This is a genomic window from Buchnera aphidicola (Nurudea shiraii), assembly GCA_039829955.1.
Classification (GTDB): domain Bacteria; phylum Pseudomonadota; class Gammaproteobacteria; order Enterobacterales; family Enterobacteriaceae; genus Buchnera_B; species Buchnera_B aphidicola_AY.
Map to the genome: position 1 here is coordinate 281,786 of CP140035.1, position 20,565 is coordinate 302,350.

General features: G+C 23.6%; 18 protein-coding genes and 1 pseudogene. 9 read left to right on the forward strand and 10 right to left on the reverse strand.

Annotation, left to right across the window (positions count from 1 at the left end; translation table 11 throughout):
* The first annotated feature begins 28 nt into the window (after positions 1-28).
* The 3 genes from U0T63_01250 to lipA all read left to right on the forward strand — a co-directional run bounded on the left by U0T63_01250 (position 29) and on the right by lipA (position 2,493).
* A complete protein-coding gene (locus U0T63_01250) occupies positions 29-676 on the forward strand; it encodes a YchE family NAAT transporter (protein XBC39460.1) in 648 nt (215 codons plus the stop codon).
* A 119-nt stretch (positions 677-795) separates the two neighbouring features.
* Positions 796-1,404 carry a lipoyl(octanoyl) transferase LipB gene (gene lipB / locus U0T63_01255; protein XBC39461.1) on the forward strand — a complete coding sequence of 203 codons (609 nt, stop codon included), beginning with the start codon at positions 796-798 and terminating at the stop codon, positions 1,402-1,404.
* Between the two features lie 162 nt (positions 1,405-1,566).
* Positions 1,567-2,493 (forward strand): lipoyl synthase, encoded by a 927-nt coding sequence (gene lipA, locus U0T63_01260; protein XBC39462.1) that lies wholly within the window; start codon positions 1,567-1,569, stop codon positions 2,491-2,493.
* Here lipA and pyrF read toward each other — a convergent pair.
* Complete coding sequence (gene pyrF / locus U0T63_01265) at positions 2,490-3,218, reverse strand: orotidine-5'-phosphate decarboxylase (GenBank protein ID XBC39463.1); 729 nt, start codon at positions 3,216-3,218, stop codon at positions 2,490-2,492. The genes lipA and pyrF overlap by 4 nt on opposite strands.
* 560 nt (positions 3,219-3,778) lie before the next feature.
* Between pyrF and ribA the strand changes: the two genes are divergently transcribed.
* Entirely contained in the window at positions 3,779-4,381 is a 603-nt protein-coding gene (gene ribA, locus U0T63_01270; protein ID XBC39464.1) for a GTP cyclohydrolase II, read from the forward strand.
* 574 nt (positions 4,382-4,955) lie between these two features.
* Here ribA and cls read toward each other — a convergent pair.
* The 8 genes from cls to trpD all read right to left on the reverse strand — a co-directional run bounded on the left by cls (position 4,956) and on the right by trpD (position 12,963).
* A complete protein-coding gene (gene cls, locus U0T63_01275; GenBank protein ID XBC39465.1) occupies positions 4,956-6,416 on the reverse strand; it encodes a cardiolipin synthase in 1,461 nt (486 codons plus the stop codon).
* 302 nt (positions 6,417-6,718) lie between these two features.
* Positions 6,719-7,114, reverse strand: a complete 396-nt coding sequence (gene yciA, locus U0T63_01280; protein ID XBC39466.1) for an acyl-CoA thioester hydrolase YciA — start codon at positions 7,112-7,114, stop codon at positions 6,719-6,721.
* Positions 7,115-7,144: 30 nt separating this feature from the next.
* The gene (gene ispZ, locus U0T63_01285; GenBank protein ID XBC39467.1) at positions 7,145-7,675 is read right to left on the reverse strand and encodes a septation protein IspZ; all 531 of its coding nucleotides are present in this window, start codon (positions 7,673-7,675) and stop codon (positions 7,145-7,147) included.
* Positions 7,676-7,709: 34 nt separating this feature from the next.
* A complete protein-coding gene (locus U0T63_01290; protein XBC39468.1) occupies positions 7,710-8,453 on the reverse strand; it encodes a YciC family protein in 744 nt (247 codons plus the stop codon).
* A 93-nt stretch (positions 8,454-8,546) separates the two neighbouring features.
* The gene (trpA, locus tag U0T63_01295) at positions 8,547-9,356 is read right to left on the reverse strand and encodes a tryptophan synthase subunit alpha (GenBank protein ID XBC39469.1); all 810 of its coding nucleotides are present in this window, start codon (positions 9,354-9,356) and stop codon (positions 8,547-8,549) included.
* A gap of 6 nt (positions 9,357-9,362) precedes the next feature.
* Positions 9,363-10,544, reverse strand: coding sequence for a tryptophan synthase subunit beta (gene trpB / locus U0T63_01300; GenBank protein ID XBC39470.1), 1,182 nt, complete (start codon positions 10,542-10,544; stop codon positions 9,363-9,365).
* A 34-nt stretch (positions 10,545-10,578) separates the two neighbouring features.
* Positions 10,579-11,952, reverse strand: a complete 1,374-nt coding sequence (gene trpCF, locus U0T63_01305) for a bifunctional indole-3-glycerol-phosphate synthase TrpC/phosphoribosylanthranilate isomerase TrpF (protein XBC39471.1) — start codon at positions 11,950-11,952, stop codon at positions 10,579-10,581.
* Positions 11,953-11,967: 15 nt separating this feature from the next.
* Entirely contained in the window at positions 11,968-12,963 is a 996-nt protein-coding gene (gene trpD / locus U0T63_01310) for an anthranilate phosphoribosyltransferase (protein ID XBC39472.1), read from the reverse strand.
* Between the two features lie 217 nt (positions 12,964-13,180).
* Here trpD and U0T63_01315 point away from each other — a divergent pair, with 217 nt between their 5' ends.
* Complete coding sequence (locus U0T63_01315; GenBank protein ID XBC39473.1) at positions 13,181-14,062, forward strand: DMT family transporter; 882 nt, start codon at positions 13,181-13,183, stop codon at positions 14,060-14,062.
* 391 nt (positions 14,063-14,453) lie between these two features.
* The gene (gene sohB / locus U0T63_01320) at positions 14,454-15,497 is read left to right on the forward strand and encodes a protease SohB (GenBank protein XBC39474.1); all 1,044 of its coding nucleotides are present in this window, start codon (positions 14,454-14,456) and stop codon (positions 15,495-15,497) included.
* Between the two features lie 296 nt (positions 15,498-15,793).
* On the opposite strand, the gene U0T63_01325 is transcribed toward sohB, so the two are convergent.
* Positions 15,794-16,585 carry an inositol monophosphatase family protein gene (locus U0T63_01325; GenBank protein ID XBC39475.1) on the reverse strand — a complete coding sequence of 264 codons (792 nt, stop codon included), beginning with the start codon at positions 16,583-16,585 and terminating at the stop codon, positions 15,794-15,796.
* 253 nt (positions 16,586-16,838) lie between these two features.
* On the opposite strand from U0T63_01325, the pseudogene rlmN reads away from it, so the two are divergent.
* The 3 genes and pseudogenes from rlmN (at position 16,839) to hisS (ending at position 20,535) form a co-directional block, all read left to right on the forward strand.
* A pseudogene (rlmN, locus tag U0T63_01330) lies at positions 16,839-17,929 on the forward strand (23S rRNA (adenine(2503)-C(2))-methyltransferase RlmN).
* A 111-nt stretch (positions 17,930-18,040) separates the two neighbouring features.
* Positions 18,041-19,135, forward strand: a complete 1,095-nt coding sequence (gene ispG, locus U0T63_01335; GenBank protein XBC39476.1) for a flavodoxin-dependent (E)-4-hydroxy-3-methylbut-2-enyl-diphosphate synthase — start codon at positions 18,041-18,043, stop codon at positions 19,133-19,135.
* Between the two features lie 113 nt (positions 19,136-19,248).
* Entirely contained in the window at positions 19,249-20,535 is a 1,287-nt protein-coding gene (gene hisS / locus U0T63_01340) for a histidine--tRNA ligase (GenBank protein XBC39477.1), read from the forward strand.
* Positions 20,536-20,565 lie beyond the last annotated feature (30 nt).

Here is a 20,565-nt window from a genome sequence, read left to right on the forward strand (position 1 = left end):
TAAATCTATATTAATTTTGGAGTGAAATATGAATATTCCTATTTTTGATTTTTCTATATATATAAGTTTCTTTTTCAGTTTATTTGCCTTAGTTAATCCTATTGGTATGATTCCTATTTTTACTAGTATAACTAACACTCAATCTAAAAAAGAGAGAAATAAAACTAACTTTACTGCGAATTTAGCGGTAATTTGTATTTTGTTTTTTTCGTTGTTATTCGGAAATGTCATTTTAGATTTATTTAATATTTCTTTAAACTCTTTTCGTATTGCTGGAGGAATATTAATTATTTCTATTGCATTTTCAATGGTTAGCGGAAAGTTTATAGACAGCATAAAAGATAGTAAAAATAAAAATTTAAAAAATAATTTAACTAAAAATATTGCAGTTGTACCATTGGCTATGCCATTAATAGCAGGACCAGGGGCTATTAGTGCTACTATAATTTGGAGTACACATTATTCAAGTTGGATAAATACTTTAGGATGTACTATTACCATTATTTTATTTTCATTTTTATGTTGGTGTTTATTTAAAATTGCGCCATTAATTGTTAATTTTATAGGAGAAAATGGAATTAACATTATGACTAGAATAATGGGTTTGTTATTGATGGCTATAGGTGTAGAATTTATTATTATAGCTTTAAGATCTATTTTGTTTATTAACATTTGATTTTTATATTTTAAGTTGTGTGCATTGATATGTTTTTAAAAAATAGTTTTCAATTTTTTGAATATTTAATATTATCAATTTTAAAACAAAATACTATTTGAATGAGTTTTTAAATAATTGTGAAATTTAAGGTAAAAATTCGTAACCTAGGATTACGTAATATTAACGTTGTTTCAAATCGAATGCAAGAATTTACTATTACACGAAATAAATTTTCATTAGATGAAGTGTGGTTAGTTCAACATTATTCTGTTTTTACACTTGGAGTGAGTGAAAAAAAATATGATTGGATTGTTCCAAGATATATTCCTGTTGTGTTCAGCAATAGAGGTGGAAAAATAACGTATCATGGCCCAGGACAATTGGTTGTTTATTTTTTAATAGATTTAGTTCGTAGAAAATTAAAAATTAAAGATTTTATTATGTTATTACAAAAAATAGTATTGTCTACTTTAAAATATTTTTCTATTGATGCATATGTACTAAATAAATTTCCTGGAATATATGTTAGTAATAGAAAAATATGTTCTTTTGGCTTTAAAATTATACGAGGTTGTTCTTTTTATGGCATTGCTTTAAACATTGATATGGATTTGTCTCCATTTGATTATATTAATCCTTGCGGAAACAATATAAAAATGACTCAAATTGTAGATTTTCAACCTCATCTAAACTTCAAAATAGTTCAATCGCTTTTATTTAATAATATAAAAAAATATTTTCAATAACTTCGTATTGATGACTGGACAAATTTAAATTTTTAAAGTTTTGAAATATATTTTAAATATGTATAATATATTCTTATTGTAGTTTTAAAAAATGTCTTATAAAAAATTTATAAAGAATAAAATTTATTAAAGTAAAATATTATTAAGGATGTATATAACTCAATGTATAAAAAAAAAATTCCAATAAAATTTTTGTCTAATTTTAATAAAAACATTTTAAAAAAACCTGATTGGATTAAAATTAGGTATCCATCTAATATGAGTACAATTCATAGTACCAAATATATTTTGAATAAAAACAAATTAAATACTGTTTGTGAACAAGCATTATGTCCTAATATTTCTGAGTGTTATAATTTGGGAACCGCTACCTTTATGATTCTTGGTACTATGTGTACACGAAAATGTCCTTTTTGTGCCGTAAATCATGGAAAACCATCAAGTGTTAATTTAAAGGAACCAGAACAATTAGCTCAATCTGTAGTAGATTTAAATATAAATCATGTTGTTATTACTTCTGTAGTGCGAGATGATTTAAAAGATAAAGGAGCTGAACATTTTTCAAATTGTATTAAAGCTATTCGAAACAAAAAAAAAATTATAATTGAAATTTTAGTTCCAGATTTTAAAGGTGCATTAGATAATGCTATTGAGATTATTAGTTCTTCACCTCCAGATATATTTAATCATAATTTAGAAAATGTTCCAAGATTGTATAAGTTGATAAGACCAGGAGCTATTTACAAAAATTCTTTGAAATTATTAAGATATTTTAAAAAAAGTAATCCAGATGTTCCAACTAAATCAGGATTGATGTTAGGATTAGGAGAAACAGAAAAAGAAATAGTGCAAGTAATGAAAGATTTATTTAATAATGGTGTAAAAATATTAACTTTAGGTCAATATCTTCAACCTAGTATTTTTCATCTTCCAGTACAAAGATATGTTGATCCATTGGAATTTTTTCACTTCAAAGAAGAAGCATTATCTATAGGTTTTAAGAAAGCATTTTGTGGACCGTTTGTACGCTCATCATATCATGCGGATTTACAACATAAAAATTTTATCATTGAAGACAGTGACAGTTAATTTTGCTTAGGATTTTTTAACTCTATTTGGATTTTTTTAAGTTCATTTAAGGGATTTTTAGAAGATGTAATAGCTCTTCCTATTACTATATAGTCAATGTTATATTTTTTAGCAATACATGGGGTAATTACATTTTTTTGATCACAAAGAGAATTATTATTGAATTGAATCCCAGGAGTTAATATTTTTAGCATATCTCCTAATTTATTTTTTATGTGTAACACTTCACTTCCAGGACAAATAATTCCATCTAAGTTACATTTTTTTGCTAATTTTGATAATATTAAAACATGGTTTTTAATGAGCATATTAACTCCTACATTACGAATATCGTTATTATTTAAACTCGTAAGTACTGTTACACCCATTAACAATGGTTTTTTTTCATAGCAGAAATTTAATGCTAACTTAGCTGATTTAAGCATTTGAATTCCTCCACAAATATGAATACTAATCATCCATATACCTAAATTTGCTATAGCTCGAATTGTTTTAAATATTGTATTTGGAATGTCATAAAACTTTAAATCTAAAAAAATTCTAAATCCTTTTTTTTGAAGTTCTTTTACAAATTGAATTCCGAATAAAGTAAACATTATCGTTCCTATTTTTAATGCAAAACATTTAGGATCAAGACTATTGATTAACTTTAAAGCTTTAATTTTATTAGAAAAATCTAAAGCGATAATTATTTGAGGTTTTTTAACAAATAATTGCGATATCATTATATTATAATCCTTTAATGAATTAAAAATGAATAATTTTATATAAGTATAAGGCGTTTTTTTAATGTAGTCATTAAATTTAAAATAAAACATTAATATTATATATTTTAGAAATAAATATTATAATAAATGAGTTTAAAAACATTTAATGATTTTGACATAAAAATATGACATTATAATGAGTATTCACATTACGAATTATTAATTGAGAATTTTAAAAATACAAAATTACGTTGTACTTTAATCCATTTAAATTTCTATATATATCGTTTTTATAAAATATATTTTTAAATTATACAGAATACAAACATAAAATAGAAATAAAAAAATTAATTCTAATAATTTTAATTTTTAAAAATGGTTGAATGTATAATTAACTTTTATCAACATTGTTCTATTAGCATACTTTAATATATATTATATTTTAAATCATTAATGAATTAATTTAATAAAAGTGTTATTAGAATAAGTAATATATTAGATTACTACATGTTTTTAAATTTCTTTTAAAATATTTTTGAAAGAAATCAAAATTTCAACAAAATTATCATGGAGAATATATGCAGCTTAAAAGGATAGCAGAATCTAAACTACCTACTATTTTTGGCGAATTTATTATGATTGTATTTGAAGAAAAAAATGGAGGTAAAAATCATATAGCTTTAGTTTATGGAGATATAAATAATCACCACCCAGTTTTGTCAAGAATTCATTCTGAATGTCTTTCTGGTGACGCATTATTCAGTTTGAGATGTGATTGCGGTTTTCAATTACAATCGGCATTGATGAAAATTACTAAAGCTGGTAGTGGAGTGCTTATATATCATCGTCAGGAAGGTCGTAATATTGGTTTATCAAATAAAATTAAAGCTTATGCATTACAAGATGTTGGCTTGGATACTGTGGAAGCTAATCATTATTTAGGATTTTCTGAAGATGAACGAGATTTTACCTTTTGTGCTGATATATTTAAATTATTAGACATAAAAAAAATACGGTTATTAACTAATAATCCATTAAAAGTAAAAATATTACATGAAAATGGAATTAAAATTATAGAAAGAGTTTCATTAATTTCAGGAAAGAACGTTAATAATTTAAAATATTTAAATACTAAAGCAAAAAAAATGGGACATATTTTACCTATTGAAAATTTAAAATAATGTTAATTTTTTAAAATCAAATTAGTCAATATATTGTGTGTATATATCAATTAAAATGAACAGCTATTTTATATGTAGGTATTGATATATAGATAAATTATTAAATGCCTACATAATTGATTCGTAAGTTCTTATCAAAATATTTAATAATTATTTGATGTTTTGAAATTAAATATGTAATAATTTAAAATTATTGTTTTTACCAATTGTTATAAAAATTTTTTAAAAACTTTATATGAAAGAAGAATTTTTTGTTTATTATTAGAATTTAAAAAAATTGTTTTACAAAAATATTTTTACTTCAAATAAATTTGAAAAATAAAAGTTTTTGCATTAAATTACAAGAAATAAAATTATTTTTAAAAAAGATATATGACATTTTTTATGAAACATTATGAATAAAATATTTTTTATATTTAATTGTTAAAGTTTTTTCAATAATTTTATAAGTTTAAAATCTTAAAATTTTTTTAAAATAAATTCGATATTTTAACATAAAATTTTTGTGTACTTATCGTGTTGTAAATTTAAATAATTGTCTATGTTGCGTTTAAATAATTATTTACAAAAAACGTTATAATAGAGGACTAAGTAAATAAAATAATTTTTCTACAAACTTTTTCCAATAAGATCGAATGGCCCATGATTTTGGATCTATTAGTTTAGAATGCGATATATATTCATTATGTAATAAAAACAAATCTCTTCCAAAATTACTATCATCTACTACTAATGTAATTTCAAAATTTAACCATAAACTACGCATATCTAAATTTGCAGTACCTACCAAACTTAATTGATTATCTATTAAAATACTTTTACTATGTAACAATCCTTTTTCAAACAAATAAATTTTTACACCAGATTCTAAAAGTTCACTAAAAAATACACGACTAGCCCATTGTACTAATATAGAATCATTACTTTTTGGAATTATTAAACTAACTTCTACTCCTCTTTGAGCAGCTGCACATATTGCATATATTAAATCATCACTAGGTACTAAATAAGGTGTAGTTATTATAATTTTTTCTCTTGCTGAATATAAAGAAGTTAATAACACTTGATGAATAATATTTTTAGTAAATCCAGGACCAGAAGCAATTATTTGTATTGCAGATGTATTTTTTTTGGGAAAAGTAACTATTTTATGAGAAGGTTGTTTAGGAAAAATTTTTTTTCCTGTTTCTATTTCCCAATCACAGGAATATATTATTCCCATAGTAGTAGCTACAGGACCTTCTATGCGAATCATAAGATCTATCCATTTACCAACTTTTAATGATTGTTTAAACAAGCATGGATCTACTAAGTTCATACTTCCAGCATATGTGATATAATTATCTATGAGAATAAATTTTCGATGTTGTCGTAAATCAATTCTTCTAAAAAATAATTGATATATATTTACTTTTAATGCCTCTACTATTTCTATTCCAGAATTTCGCATAGTAGTTACCCATTTACTACGAAAAAATTCTAAACTTCCAGCAGAGTCTAACATCATTCTACACTTAATTCCTCTTTTAGCTGACTTTATTAAAGCTATTGCTACGTCATCTGCTAGTCCTCCTGGTTTCCAAATGTAGAAAACTATCTCAATATTTCTTTTAGCTAAATAAATATCTTTTATTAAAGTTTTAATAATTTTTTTAGTATTTTTTAGTAATTTTAGTTTATTATATTTAATTCCTGATATTCCTTGTCTATGTTTACATAATCGAAATACTGAAGTTGCTACTTCACTATTGTTGTTTTCAAAAATAAAATTTTTAGATTTCAAATTATTTAGCCATTTATTTTTTCTAGTCCACATAGTATTAGCTAATTTAAATCTTCTCTTTCCTAAATTAAATTCTTTAAAAAATAACCAAGTTATTATTCCTACAATGGGAACCATATAGATAACTAATATCCATGCCATGGAAGATGATATTGCTCGACGTTTAGAAAGTATTCGTATTGTTATACAAGCAATTAATAACCAATATCCGGAAATAGTTAACCAAGCTATTATAAAAGAAAAACTAATCATTCAACAAAAATCCAATTAATATTTTAAATTTTAAATGATAGAAAAACATTGTATTTTAATAGTTCAAAAATGTTTTTAATACATTTAAAATAATAAAATTTAAAAAAGTAATACTCTGTGTTGACATTGTATTTTAAGTGATATTGTCTCAAGTATAAATATAGTTTTTAAATTATATTTTAGATTGAGAACGATATAAAAATATATTAGAATACTTTTAAAGATTTCAAATTTAATTCGTTTAAAAACATGTCATCACCCTTATAGTACTAAATAAAATATTAATATATTAAAATAATATTTTATAACGATATATTTCTTGGTTTTCCTAGTTTGTCTACAGCAACATAAACAAAAATTGCTTCTGTAGTACGATATTTTAAACCTATAGGTTCAGAAGCTACTTTTTTTATCCACACTTCTATTTTTATAGTAATTGAACTATTTCCTATTTTAATACAACGAGCGTAACAGCTAACAACGTCACCTACAGTAACTGATTTTAAAAATATCATTCCATTAACGCTGACTGTTACTACTCTACCCTTTGCTATTTCTTTTGCTAAAATAGATCCTCCTATGTCCATTTGTGACATAATCCATCCACCAAAGATATCTCCATTTGCATTAGTATCTGCTGGCATGGCTAAAGTACGTAAAACTATTTTTCCTTTCGGCAAATGATGGTGTTGATGCATAGATAATTATTCTCTAATTTAAGTTGTTAATTATTTTTTAGACATTGAATAATGTATATAAATTCCATTAATAAATATAAAACATAAAGTTAAAAAAGTTAATCCAAAAACTTTAAAGAGCACCCACATATTTTCAGATAAATAAGACATACAAATCCAATTCATTCCAGCACATATCAAAAAAAATATAGACCATATAATATTTAATTTTTTCCAAACAATATCTTTTAAGTATATTTTATTTTCTAATAACTTCTGAATTAAGGGTTTTCTAGAAAACAAATAACTGATTAAACATGTTAAAAACAAAAGTAAGTAAATTACTGTTATTTTCCATTTAATATACATACTATTATGAAATAATAATGTCAAAAATCCAAAAAATAAAACAGAAATACAATTAATAAAATCCATTTTATCAATCTTTTTAAAAAGAACCTGCATTAATATGCATGTTAAGACAGTTGAAATCATTAATGCAATTGATGCAGTGAAAATATTAAAGAATTTGTATATTATAAAAAAGATAAAAATTGGAATTAAATTAAGGATGTGTTTCATAAAATTATCCCTAAGGTTAAAGTTGTTTGAAGTATTATGGAAAAGACAATAACATGTATAAACGAAATAAATATATAATTAACATTGAAGAAATTAAATTTAAAACTATATTTAAGAAAAAGGATAGAACTAATTCAGGAATTATTCTAAAATTAGATATTAATATTAAAATAAGTAATTTTGTTAAAAACCATAACATTACTGCTGGAAAAATAACTTTAAAATTGTTGAGAGAAATCTGAATACTAGAACTAATTGATTGTATAACGTTTGTCTTTTTTATTATTAATATAATGGGAGATAAGGAAAGAAACGAAAAGAACACAATTCCTGGAACTATTAAAAATAACAATCCTATTTGAACAATTACTGTAATAATAAATATTAATAAAAACAAATTCATATATAAAAATAAATTAATTTTTCTTAGTTTTAAAAAAAATTTTTCTTTTTTTGAAGATATTGATTGAATAAAAATTGTTAAAATTCCTATTAAAAAAGTACTACCGACCAATGATGAAAATAACTTTTTTAATGAAAAAAATAATAATCTTTTTTGTTGATCAAAATTTAAAGTGTTTACAAACTCAAGTAATGAAGAATATTGATGTATTTTAGATTTATGAAGTAGTGTTAAAACATTTGAATTTAAAAGTAAAATATTTTCTAAAACAATAGTTATACTAGAAGTAAATAATACAATAATACATACTATTAACCATTTCGTTTTTAAAAAATTTATTGTATCACGATATAGTAAGTTCTCTGTAATATTCATATATCTTCCTTAATATAAAATTTTGGCAATATTAAGTATAATATTGTCTAAAATATTATATATTCTAAAATAGAAATAAAAAAGACCATTACATTATATTTTTGTAGCTTCTTTCAACGATTTAGATAATTTTTTTATTTCTTTTATAAGTTTTTGTTCATCGAAATGATACATTTCAATTAATTTAATGATGACTGATCCACATATTATTCCAGATACTCCAGATTGTATAATTTTTTTAATTTGATTTGGATTAGAAATTCCAAATCCTTGTATTAAAGGGGTAGCAGTATATTTCTTAAGTTTATTTATTAATTTAAGTGGAGGTAGAATAATTTCTGTGTCTATTCCAGTTACTCCAGATCTAGATAACAAATAAATATATCCTGAACTATATAAAGAGATTTTTTTGATTATGTCTTCTTGAGCATCAGGAGGGCATATAAAAACTTTTGATATATTATTATTTATAGCATGTTGTCTAAAATCTAGTGATTCTTCAATCGGAAGATCTGCTATTAATACTGAATCTATGCCAACGTTAAAACATTTTAAATAAAATTTATTAATTCCGAATTTAAATACTAAATTTGAGTATAACAATAGTCCGATAGGAATAAAATTATTTTTTTTTCGTATTATACTTAACATTTTAAAACATTTTTTAACAGTAATCCCGGAATGGAAAGCTCTTAAATTAGCTTTTTGTATTATTTTTCCATCAGCTAAAGGATCAGAAAATGGAATTCCTAATTCTAATCCATCTGCTCCGTTTTTTATTAAAGTATCGATAATTTTCATTGACATATTTATCGATGGATCTCCTAAAACCACAAAAGGAATAAAACATCCTTTTTTAAATGGAACTAAATTTTCAAACAATTTTAAATAACGATTATTCATACACTTCTACTCTATTTTAGAAAATTTTTCAACGATATTAATATCTTTGTCACCTCTTCCTGAAATATTAACAATGAATATTTGGTTCTGACTAGGATTATTATTCATTAATTTAAGTGCATAAGCTAATGCATGAGAAGATTCTAACGCAGGAATAATTCCTTCTGATTGACTTAAAAGTCGAAATGCAGACACTGCTTCTTCATCAGTGACTGATACATATATAGCACGTTTAATGCTTTTTAACCAAGCGTGTTCAGGTCCTACTGCTGGAAAATCTAATCCTGCAGAAATAGACCATGATTTTTTTATTTGCCCTTCTTGGGTTTGCATAATTTTCGTTTTCATTCCAAAAAAAATTCCTGTATCTCCGCATGTCAAAGGAGCTCCATGTTTTTTAGTATGAATTCCTTTACCTCCAGGTTCAACTCCAATAAGAGCTACAGAACTATGTTTAATAAATGAAGAAAATATTCCAATAGCGTTTGATCCTCCTCCAACACATGCAATAATAGCGTCAGGGAAACGATTTTCTTTCCTAAGAATTTGTCGTTTCGTTTCTTTTCCAATAATACTTTGAAATTCTTTGACTATAGTTGGATAAGGATGAGGTCCAGCAGAAGTTCCTAATATGTAATGAGAATGGATATAATTTTTAGACCAATCACGCAAAGCTTCGTTACATGCGTCTTTGAGAGTTCCTTCTCCTGATTTTACGGGAATTACTTGAGCTCCCATTAATCTCATTCGAAAAACATTTTGCTTTTGCCTTTTTACATCTTTTATTCCCATATAAATACGACATTTTAAATTTAATAAAGCACAAGCTAATGCAGTAGCAACTCCATGTTGCCCAGCTCCTGTTTCCGCGATAATTTCTTTTTTTTTCATTTTTTTTGCTAATAAAGCTTGGCCTAATACTTGATTTGTTTTATGTGCTCCTCCATGTAATAAATCTTCTCGTTTAAGATAAATTCGTGTTTTTGTTCCTTGTGTTAAATTTTTACATAATGTTAATGGTGTAGGTCTTCCTGCATAATTCGTTAAAAGGTCAGATAGTTCTTTTTTAAATTTAAAATTTTTTAAACAAATAACAAATTCTTTTTCTAATTGATACAAAGCAGGCATTAAAATTTGTGGAACATACATACCACCGAAATCACCAAAATATGTATTTAATAAATTCATTTGAATAATATAATCCCTAATTTTTCAATTTCGATTAGTGAGAAATTACTTTATGTTCTTTTAAAGAACGAAATAACAGTTTTATTTTATTTTTATCTTTTATTCCAGGACAAATTTCTAACCCAGAATTAAAATCAAGTCCAAAACAACCTATTTTTGACGCTATAATGCAATTTTTTACGTTTAATCCTCCAGCTAAAAACACATTGTCTAAATTTTTATTTTTTAGTAGAGACCAATCAAATGATTTTTTTTTGCTTCCTTTTATATTGTCTATAACATATTTGTGTATATTTTTAAAATCAAAATTTTTATTTATATTTGTCCACGTAATTGCTTTCCATATTTTTAAATTAGATGATAACTTTTTTTTTAAATTATTAATATATAATTGATTTTCGTTTCCATGTAATTGAATAGCATAAAACTTAATTTTTTTTGTTAAACTAGTAATGTACTCTATATCTTCATTACAAAAAACTCCTATATATTTTATATTTACTAAATTACTTATATTTTGAGCTTTTTTAGGATCAATATATCTTGGAGAGGATTTGCAAAAAATAAAACCCGCATACGTTGCTCCATATTTTTTAGAGATCTCAACGTCTTTTAATCTTGTTAATCCACATATTTTATTGTGACCTATTATTATTTTCTGAATAGAATTCTCTACATGAGAACTTTTCATTAAAGATGACCCGATTAGGAATCCTTGTACCATAGATCTTAATTGTCTTATTTGATGATAATTAGTTATTCCAGATTCGCTAATAACAGTTATATTTTTAGGAACCATAGGAGCTAATAAATATGTATTTGAAATTGAAATAGAACCGTCATGTAAGTTTCGATTGTTAATTCCAATAATATTAGCATTTAAATTAATAGCTCGATTTAATTCGTTTTTATCTTTAACTTCAGTTAATACGTGCATGTTTAAAAACGTTGCTAAATTTCTAAGAAAAGTATATTGATAATCGTTAAGAATAGATAATATTAACAATATGGCGTCTGCCTGATAATATCTTGCTAAGTAAACTTGATACGGATCAATAAAGAAGTCTTTACATAAAATAGGTTGATTAATAGCAATTTTTCTAATAAGTGGAATGAATTCAAATTTTCCATTGAAATACTTTTCATCTGTTAATACTGATATGGCTGAAGCATGTTTTTTATATATTTTAGCTATAAACTCTGGATTAAAATTATTAAGTTGCCCTAAAGATGGAGATTTTCTTTTAAATTCAAGTATAAAAGAAGGATCATTTTGCTTTAATGATTGATAAAAATTGCGATTTGATTTCTTGACACTATGTTGAAAAACAGATAGAGGTTTTATTTTTTTTTGATTTATAATCCACTCTAACTTATCTTTTACTATTTCTTTCAATGTGTTTGTCAAATCTATAAATCCTCTTTAAAATTTAGAAAGTGCATTGATAGTTTCATATACTTTCCCACTATAAATTATTTCTAATGCATATTGTGTATTTTTTTTTAAATTTTCGTGTCCAAACAATTTTAATAACATAGCTGTATTAGCAGCTATAGTTTCTGCAATCAAACTTTGACCTTTTCCTAAAAATACGTCCTTTATTATTTTATAATTTTCTTTTGGTGTGCCTCCTAAAATGCAATTTTTACTATGATATTTTATTCCGAAATCATTAGGATTTAATGTATATGAAATTATTTCAGAATCATGTAATTCTACAACACTTGTAGAGTTATGAAGGGTAATTTCATCAACATAATTACTGCATATTATTATCGCATGATAAACATTTAATTTTTTAAGTACGTTTGCTATAGGAATCATCAATCTAAAATTGTAAACGCCTATAATAGATAATGGAGGTTGAGATGGATTTAATAAAGGACCAAGTATATTAAATAATGTTCTAGTTTTTAAAATTTTTCGTACTAACATAATATGTTTAAAACTCATATGATATTGAGGAGCAAACAGAAAACAAATATTATGTTTATCTAACATTTTTCTAGATTTACTTCTTGATATATTTATATTAATATTAAACTCTTTTAAAAGATCGTATGAACCCGTTTTACTAGATATGTTTGAATTGCAATGTTTTACTATTTTTAGCCCACATGTTGCTCCTACTAAAGCACTAGCAGTAGATATATTTATAGTATTACTGAAATCTCCCCCAGTACCCACAATATCGGAAAACATATAATTTGGTTTTGGGAATGGTTTCATATATTTTAAAAAAGCACGTGTAGCTCCTATTATATCGTTTTCAGATTCCATTCTAATTTTTAAAGCTATTAAAATAGCAGATAATTGAACATCATTTATTTTTTTGAGTATTACAGATTTAAATATTTCATATGTTTCTACTTCAGTTAAATATTCACCTTTATACACTTTATTTAATATAACTTGCATTTTAGTCTCATAATAAAAGAATATTTAAATTTTTTAAAAATTAAATAATAATTAATAATTAATTTTAATATTAATACATATATATTTTAAATATATATTAAACATGATTATAGTTAAATTAATCTTCTTGTTTGATGTAATAATAGAAATCTTTATTAAATTTTAGATTTATTATTAAAGCATATAAAAATTCAAAGTATGTTAGGAATAACTTATAATGAAAAAAACAATTACAATATTACTTTTTATAATAGTATCGTTAGCTTGGGGAACTACATTTATAGCTATGAAGATTGCTTTAAATACTATTCCTCCTTTATTTACGACAGGGATGAGATTTTTATTAGCTTCATTATTTTTAATATATTTATGTTATCAAACTAATACCTCATTATTTTTTCCAGAAGGAAAAAATAATTTCCAACTAATTATATGTGTATTTTACTTTTCTATTCCTTTCACATTAATGTTATACGGAAGTATTTACATTAATTCAATTATTGCGTCTGTAATATTTTCTAGTATGCCAATTATAATATTATTATTTTCATTTCTTTTTTTTAAAAAAAAATTACACACTTCTCAATTCATAGGATTAATATCAGCTATTTTATCTTTGTTAGTAATTTTATTTAAAGAAGTAAAACTAGGAGATGAAAAAACTATAGTAGGTATTATAGCATTAATATTAGCGTTACTTTGTCATTCAGTAGTATATTTATATTCTCAAGAAAAATATTCTAATATATCTGTTTTAACTTTTAATACTCTTCCTTCTTTATTTTCGGGTATTTTTATGTTATTAATGTCTAATTTTATTGAACATCCTATATTTAATAATTTTTCTAATACATCTATTTTAGCAGTATTATATTTAAGTTATTTTTCAGGAATATTTGGTATATTATCATACTTTTATTTGCAAAAAAAAGTAAGCTCTTTTTATGCTTCTTCTGTATTTTTTATTTTCCCATTAATAACTGTTATTTTAGAAAAATATATGTATGGGAATGTCATAAAGATAGATCAATTACAACCTATATTGTTTTTAGTAATTAGTATATTTTTAACTTTAATCCCTTTAAATTTTAAAAAATAAATGCTTTTTAGAAAAACAGAAACGCTTGAATGGTTTTTAATAATATATAAAATATTATTATAAAAGTAATAGAATATGTGAAATCAAAACATTTATATTTTTGTATATGTTTAACGTATTTTTTTAAAAACTTAATTAATTAAACAAAAACAAAATAGTATTTTAAAATTTCTCAAAAATTTTTGTGTATTTTATTATGTATAAAATTTTATGTTATTTTAAAATGAACATAAAACAATTTAATTTTTATATATACTTTTAAAGCAGTAAGCATATATAATTTTAAAAATTCTATATAATTTAAAATTATTGACTTCAAAAATTAAAAATAATAATTTTTAATATTTTATATTAAGATTGTATCTTAATAAAACGTGAGAGGATATTTATTATGAACTTTCTTTTTAGTTATGTTTTATTTCTTTTTAAAACGTTTACTTTTTTTATATTATTTTTTTTTATTATATTTTTGTTTTTCAATATTATTCGCAGAAAAAACCAAGAACAACATCAATTTAGTATAATATCATTAAATGAATATTATGAATCGATTAAAAACAAAATTATTTTTTCGGCACTTTCAAAATATGAAAAAAAGATATGGAAAAAAAATCAAAAAAAAAGTAAAAAACACAAATTTAGTACTATGTTAAAATTAATTAAAAAAGAAAATAATCTTAATTGTACTGTGCGAGAAAAAAGACCAATATTATATGTATTAGATTTTAAAGGAAGTATTAATGCAATAGAAGTAGAATCGTTACGTCAAGAAATATCTGCAATTATTTTAGCTTTTAAAAAAAATGACGAAGTTTTAATACGTTTAGAAAGTGGAGGAGGAGTAGTACATGGTTATGGATTAGCAGCTGCTCAACTTAATAGGCTCCGTGAAAAAAATATACATTTAACTATTTCTGTCGATAAAATTGCAGCTAGTGGGGGATATATGATGGCATGTGTTGCAAATTATATTATTGGAACCCCATTTTCTGTTATTGGTTCTATTGGAGTAGTAGCTCAAATACCTAATTTTTACAAGTTTTTAAAAAGAAATGATATTGATGTAGAGTTACATACAGCTGGGAAATATAAAAGAACACTAACCACATTTGGAAAAAATACACCTGAAGCTCGTGATAAATTTTGTTTAGAATTAAATGATACTCATAAGTTGTTTAAAGAATTTGTTTCTAATATGAGACCATCATTAAACATTGAGGAAGTATCTAATGGAGAATATTGGTTCGGATCTATAGCATTACAAAAAGGTTTAATAGATAAAATTGAAACAAGTGATGATTTTATTATGTCTAAAATTAAAGATTTTATAATATTAAAAATTAAATATAACCACAAGAAAACTTTTTTAAGTTCTTTTTTATTTAAAATGAAATGTAGAATAAAAAATGCAATTTTTAAAGTTTTGAACATATAGATTTGTTAACTCGTGTAAGTAATAAATATGTTATGTAAACTTTTAAATTTACAAATTTATATTTTTACTCTACTTTTATGATAGAATTCCTTTTTAATATAGACTTTTAATAATAGGTTATATATTTTAAATTAATTTAAATTGACATATGGTATTATACTAAAGTAACATTGGTAATATTAAAAATAAAAATTTTGATTTGAATAAATTGAATTAACTATGTAATGTTAAATTATAAACAACAAGATATACATATTTTAAAACTTTAAAATTATTTTTTGTAATTAAATTACATATTATTTAAAGTTATTTCGTATTTTTATAAGAATTGTTCTCATTAATTTTGCATTTCCTATTAATGTAACAGAATCTGATGCAAAATAATTATTTCCTCCATTTAAATCACTAATTAAACCACCTGATTCTTTTACTTGTAGAGATCCAGCTGTTATCATAAAAGGTTGTATTTTGAAATTAAACAAAAAGTCTAACCTTCCTATAGCAACGTAACTATAATCTAAATTTAAACATCCAGTAAACCGTAATTTAATATCTCTTGATAAAAATATATTAAAAATTTTTAAAAAATTGGTATTTACATCGAATTTATTACATGCATAAGTCATTCCAATCAAACTATTTTTTAAAGAGTTAATATTATTACATCTCATCCTATATCCATTTAATTGTGCTCCCTGCCCCTTAACAGCAGTAAATAATTCATTTCTTAGGGGATCATATATTGCAGATATTTCAGTAATATTTTGTATTTTAATAGCAATAGAAACACAAAAATGTGGTAAATTTCTTTTAAAGTTATTTATTCCATCGAGTGCATTAATTAACCATATTATTTTTAATTTTGCATTTTGTACATTTTTTGTAGTTTTGGTAATTATAATATGTTCAGGATAAGATTTATGAATAATGTTTGTCATTAATTTTTCTGAAATTTTTATTATTTTAGTAATTAGTTCTTGCTTTTCTATTTTTTTTTTATTATTAGTTTTGTAATTATCATAATTTTGAACTAGTATACTTCCACCCTTTCTAACAGCACGAATGGCAATATTGAGCATAGGATGCATAATTTTTCCTATTTTGAACAAAGAGATTAATTATATAATGAAATTATAACTTTGTCTTTTTATATTCTGTTTGTTTATATTAATTGTTATTTAAAATTAATTTTTTATAATATTGAATTGTTTAAAAATTTAATTTTAACTTATAAAGGTTCTAATTGTAATTATTTTAAATAATTTTAACATATAATTAGTTTTAAACATTATTCGAATATGTAAATAAATTAGGATTAAATCAATATGAAAACACATTTTCATGTATCTCAAAATGCTGATTTTAAAGTTAACTTGTTAAATTTTGATTTGAAAAAAATGAAAAAATTTTTTTTATCTCTCGGAGAAAAAGAATTTTGTGCTATACAAATTATGCAATGGATATATAAATATTATTGTGACGACTTTAAAAAAATGTCTAATATAAGTAAAAAACTACAAAAGAAATTATCAAAAATATGCTATATTTCTGCTCCTATTTTTTCAAACCAAATGATTTCTTCAGATGGAACAATAAAATGGTATGTTTCTATCGATAATAAATTTATAGAAACTGTTTATATTCCTAATAAAGATCGTATAACGTTATGCATTTCATCTCAGTCAGGTTGTCCTTTATCTTGTGAGTTTTGTGCTACTGGAAAACAAAAATTTAATAGAAATTTAACTACTTCAGAAATAATAGGGCAAATTTGGTATGTTAACAAACTAATATATGAAAAAAAATTAAAAAATGCAAAAAAAATTACTAATATAGCTATGATGGGAATGGGAGAGCCTTTATTAAATTTAAATAACGTTATAAGATCATTGAATATCATGATGAATAGTTTAGGGTTTAATTTATCAAAAAATCGTATAATTGTGTCTACTTCAGGAATTGTTCCTGCCTTAAAAAAACTTAAAAACATGATTGATATATCATTAGCTGTTTCTTTACATGCATCAAATGATATTATTAGAAGTCAATTAATGCCAATTAATAAAAAATATAACATTGAAACTTTATTAGATTCAGTAAGATCATATCTCGAAACTTCTCGATCTAATAAAGGAAAAGTTACTATAGAATATGTTATGTTAAATAATATAAATGATAAATTGTTTCATGCGAGAGAATTAGTTAAGTTACTAAAATATATTCCTAGTAAAATTAATTTAATTCCATGGAATATTTTCCCAAATAGTAACTTTACACCTAGTACTAAAATTTCTATAAGAAACTTTTTTGATATATTAACTCGAAAAGGATTTGTTACGACTATTAGAAAACCACGAGGTAATGATATTAATGCAGCTTGTGGTCAATTAACAGGTAATATTTTTAATATTATTAATTCAAAAAAATTATAAAATTTTAATAAGTATTTAGTTTTTTAAATGTAAATATATTTTTATAAAAAATATTTAGTAACATATATAATAACTTCAAACAATTATAATTTATAGAAGAATGAATTTAATATGAAAGCTAATTTATCTATTAAAAGACGAAAATCAAATAAGATTTATATTGGAAATGTTCCAATTGGAGGTAATTCATTTATTTCTGTTCAAACTATGACAAATACTGAAACTACTGATATTGATTCTACCGTAAAACAAATTGTACAGTTAAAACATGTTGGAGCAGATATTGTCCGAGTTTCTATTCCTACAATGGAAGCTGCGGAAGCTTTCAAAAAAATTAAAGATCAAGTCGATATTCCATTAATTGCAGATATACATTTTAATTATAAAATAGCAATAAAAGTGTTAAATAATGGAGTGGACGGATTAAGAATTAATCCAGGAAATATTGGAAACAAGCTCAGAATTAAACAAGTAATAGATTGCGCAAAATATCATAATACACCTATTAGAATTGGAATTAATTCTGGATCATTAGAAAAAGATATTTTAGAAAAATATAAATTTCCAACTTCTGAAGCATTGTTAGAATCAGCTATGAGGCATATCAATTATTTTGATAATTTTAATTTCGATAAGTTTAAAGTAAGTATAAAGTCTTCTGATATATACATAGCTATTCAAGCATACAGATTATTGGCAAAAAAAATTAGTCAACCTTTGCATGTAGGAATTACTGAATCTGGAGGATTCAGAAATGGGACAGTAAAGTCATCCATTGGAATTGGATTGCTTTTATTAGACGGAATTGGTGATACAATTAGAGTGTCATTAGCTGAGAATCCATTAGAAGAGGTAAAAGTAGGATTTGACATTTTAAGATCTTTACATATTCGTTTTAAAGGAATTAATTTTATAGCATGTCCAACTTGTTCTAGACAAGAATTTGATGTTATTAATACAGTTAAAATACTTGAAAAGAGATTAGAAGATATCAAAGTACCTATGAACGTATCAATTATAGGATGTATTGTCAATGGATTAGGAGAAGCACTTACTTCTACTATAGGACTGACTGGATATAGAAAAAATAGTGTTTTGTATGAAGATGGAGTTCGTCAATTAAATCGCATAGAAAATGATAATATTATTGATGAATTAGAAAAAAAAATTCGAAATAAATCTAAAAAGTTGTTACTTTCAATATAATTTGTAGTGAACATACATGATATTAAATTAAAAAATGTTAAATAAATAAAACACAGTTAAAATATATTTTATAACTTAATTTTATCGTATTTAAATATTTAAAAGGCAAATAAGTGAACCATATAATCCAATCTGTAAAGGGAATGCATGACTATACTCCTAAAAAAATTTTAATCTGGCAATATATAGAAAGTATTTTAAAAAGAAATTTAACTAGTTACAATTATCAAGAAATTCGATTTCCTATTATAGAAAGAACAGAATTATTTAAATATGGAATTGGAAATATCACTGATATAGTTGAAAAAGAAATGTATTCTTTTCAAGATAAAAAAAGTAATAGCCTTACATTACGTCCAGAAGGAACCATAGGGTGTATGCGTTCTTGCATTAAAAGCGGATTACTTAGAAAGCATTCAGAACAAAAATTATGGTATTTAGGTCCAATGTTTCGATATGAAAAACCTCAATTTGGAAGACATCGACAATTTCATCAATGTGGAATAGAATCTTTTGGTTTCTTAGATCCTAGTATTGATTTTGAGATTATCTTACTTGTGCAAAGAATTTTGAAAAATTTAAATATTTCTCGATATGTCAATTTAGAATTGAATACTATTGGTTCAATAAATGATAGGATGAATTATAAAAAATCGTTATATTTACATTTTAAAAAACATGAGTTTTTATTGGATACAGATTGTAAGCGCCGTTTGTATACTAATCCATTGAGAATTTTAGATAGCAAAAACAATGCAATGACAGAGATTATTAATACTGCTCCAGTTCTTATTAATTTTGTCAGTGACGATTCTTTAGAACATTTTGAAAAACTATGTAAATTTTTAAAAAAAATAAAAATTCCATATTCAATTAATTATAAATTGATAAGAGGATTAGACTATTATAATAAAACAGTATTTGAATGGACTTCTGATAAATTTACATCAAAACATGCTATTTGTGCAGGAGGTAGATATGACTATTTGTCGCAATCTTTTGGAGCTCCTTTTATTCCAGCTATTGGATGTGCAATTGGAATAGAACGACTAATACTATTATTAGAATCTTTAGAGAAAACATGGTATCCCGAAAATTTTATTGATATTTTTGTCATCTTTTCACATAAAAACATAGAGCTATATGCTATAAAATTGTCAGAAAATATTCGCACAGCATTTCCGTGTAGAAGAGTTCAAGTGAATTTTTCAAATGGGAATATCAAAAAGCAATTTAAAAAAGCAAACAAACTAGGTGCTCGTATTGTATTATTAATTGGAACTATAGAAGTTCAAAATAAAACAGTATTAATGAAAGATTTAAAATTTAACACACAAAAAACATTTTTAATAATAAACGTTATTCAAGAATTAAAGTGGTTTTTTGAAAAATATTTCTAAAAATGAATTTAAAATTTAGAAAATAATTAC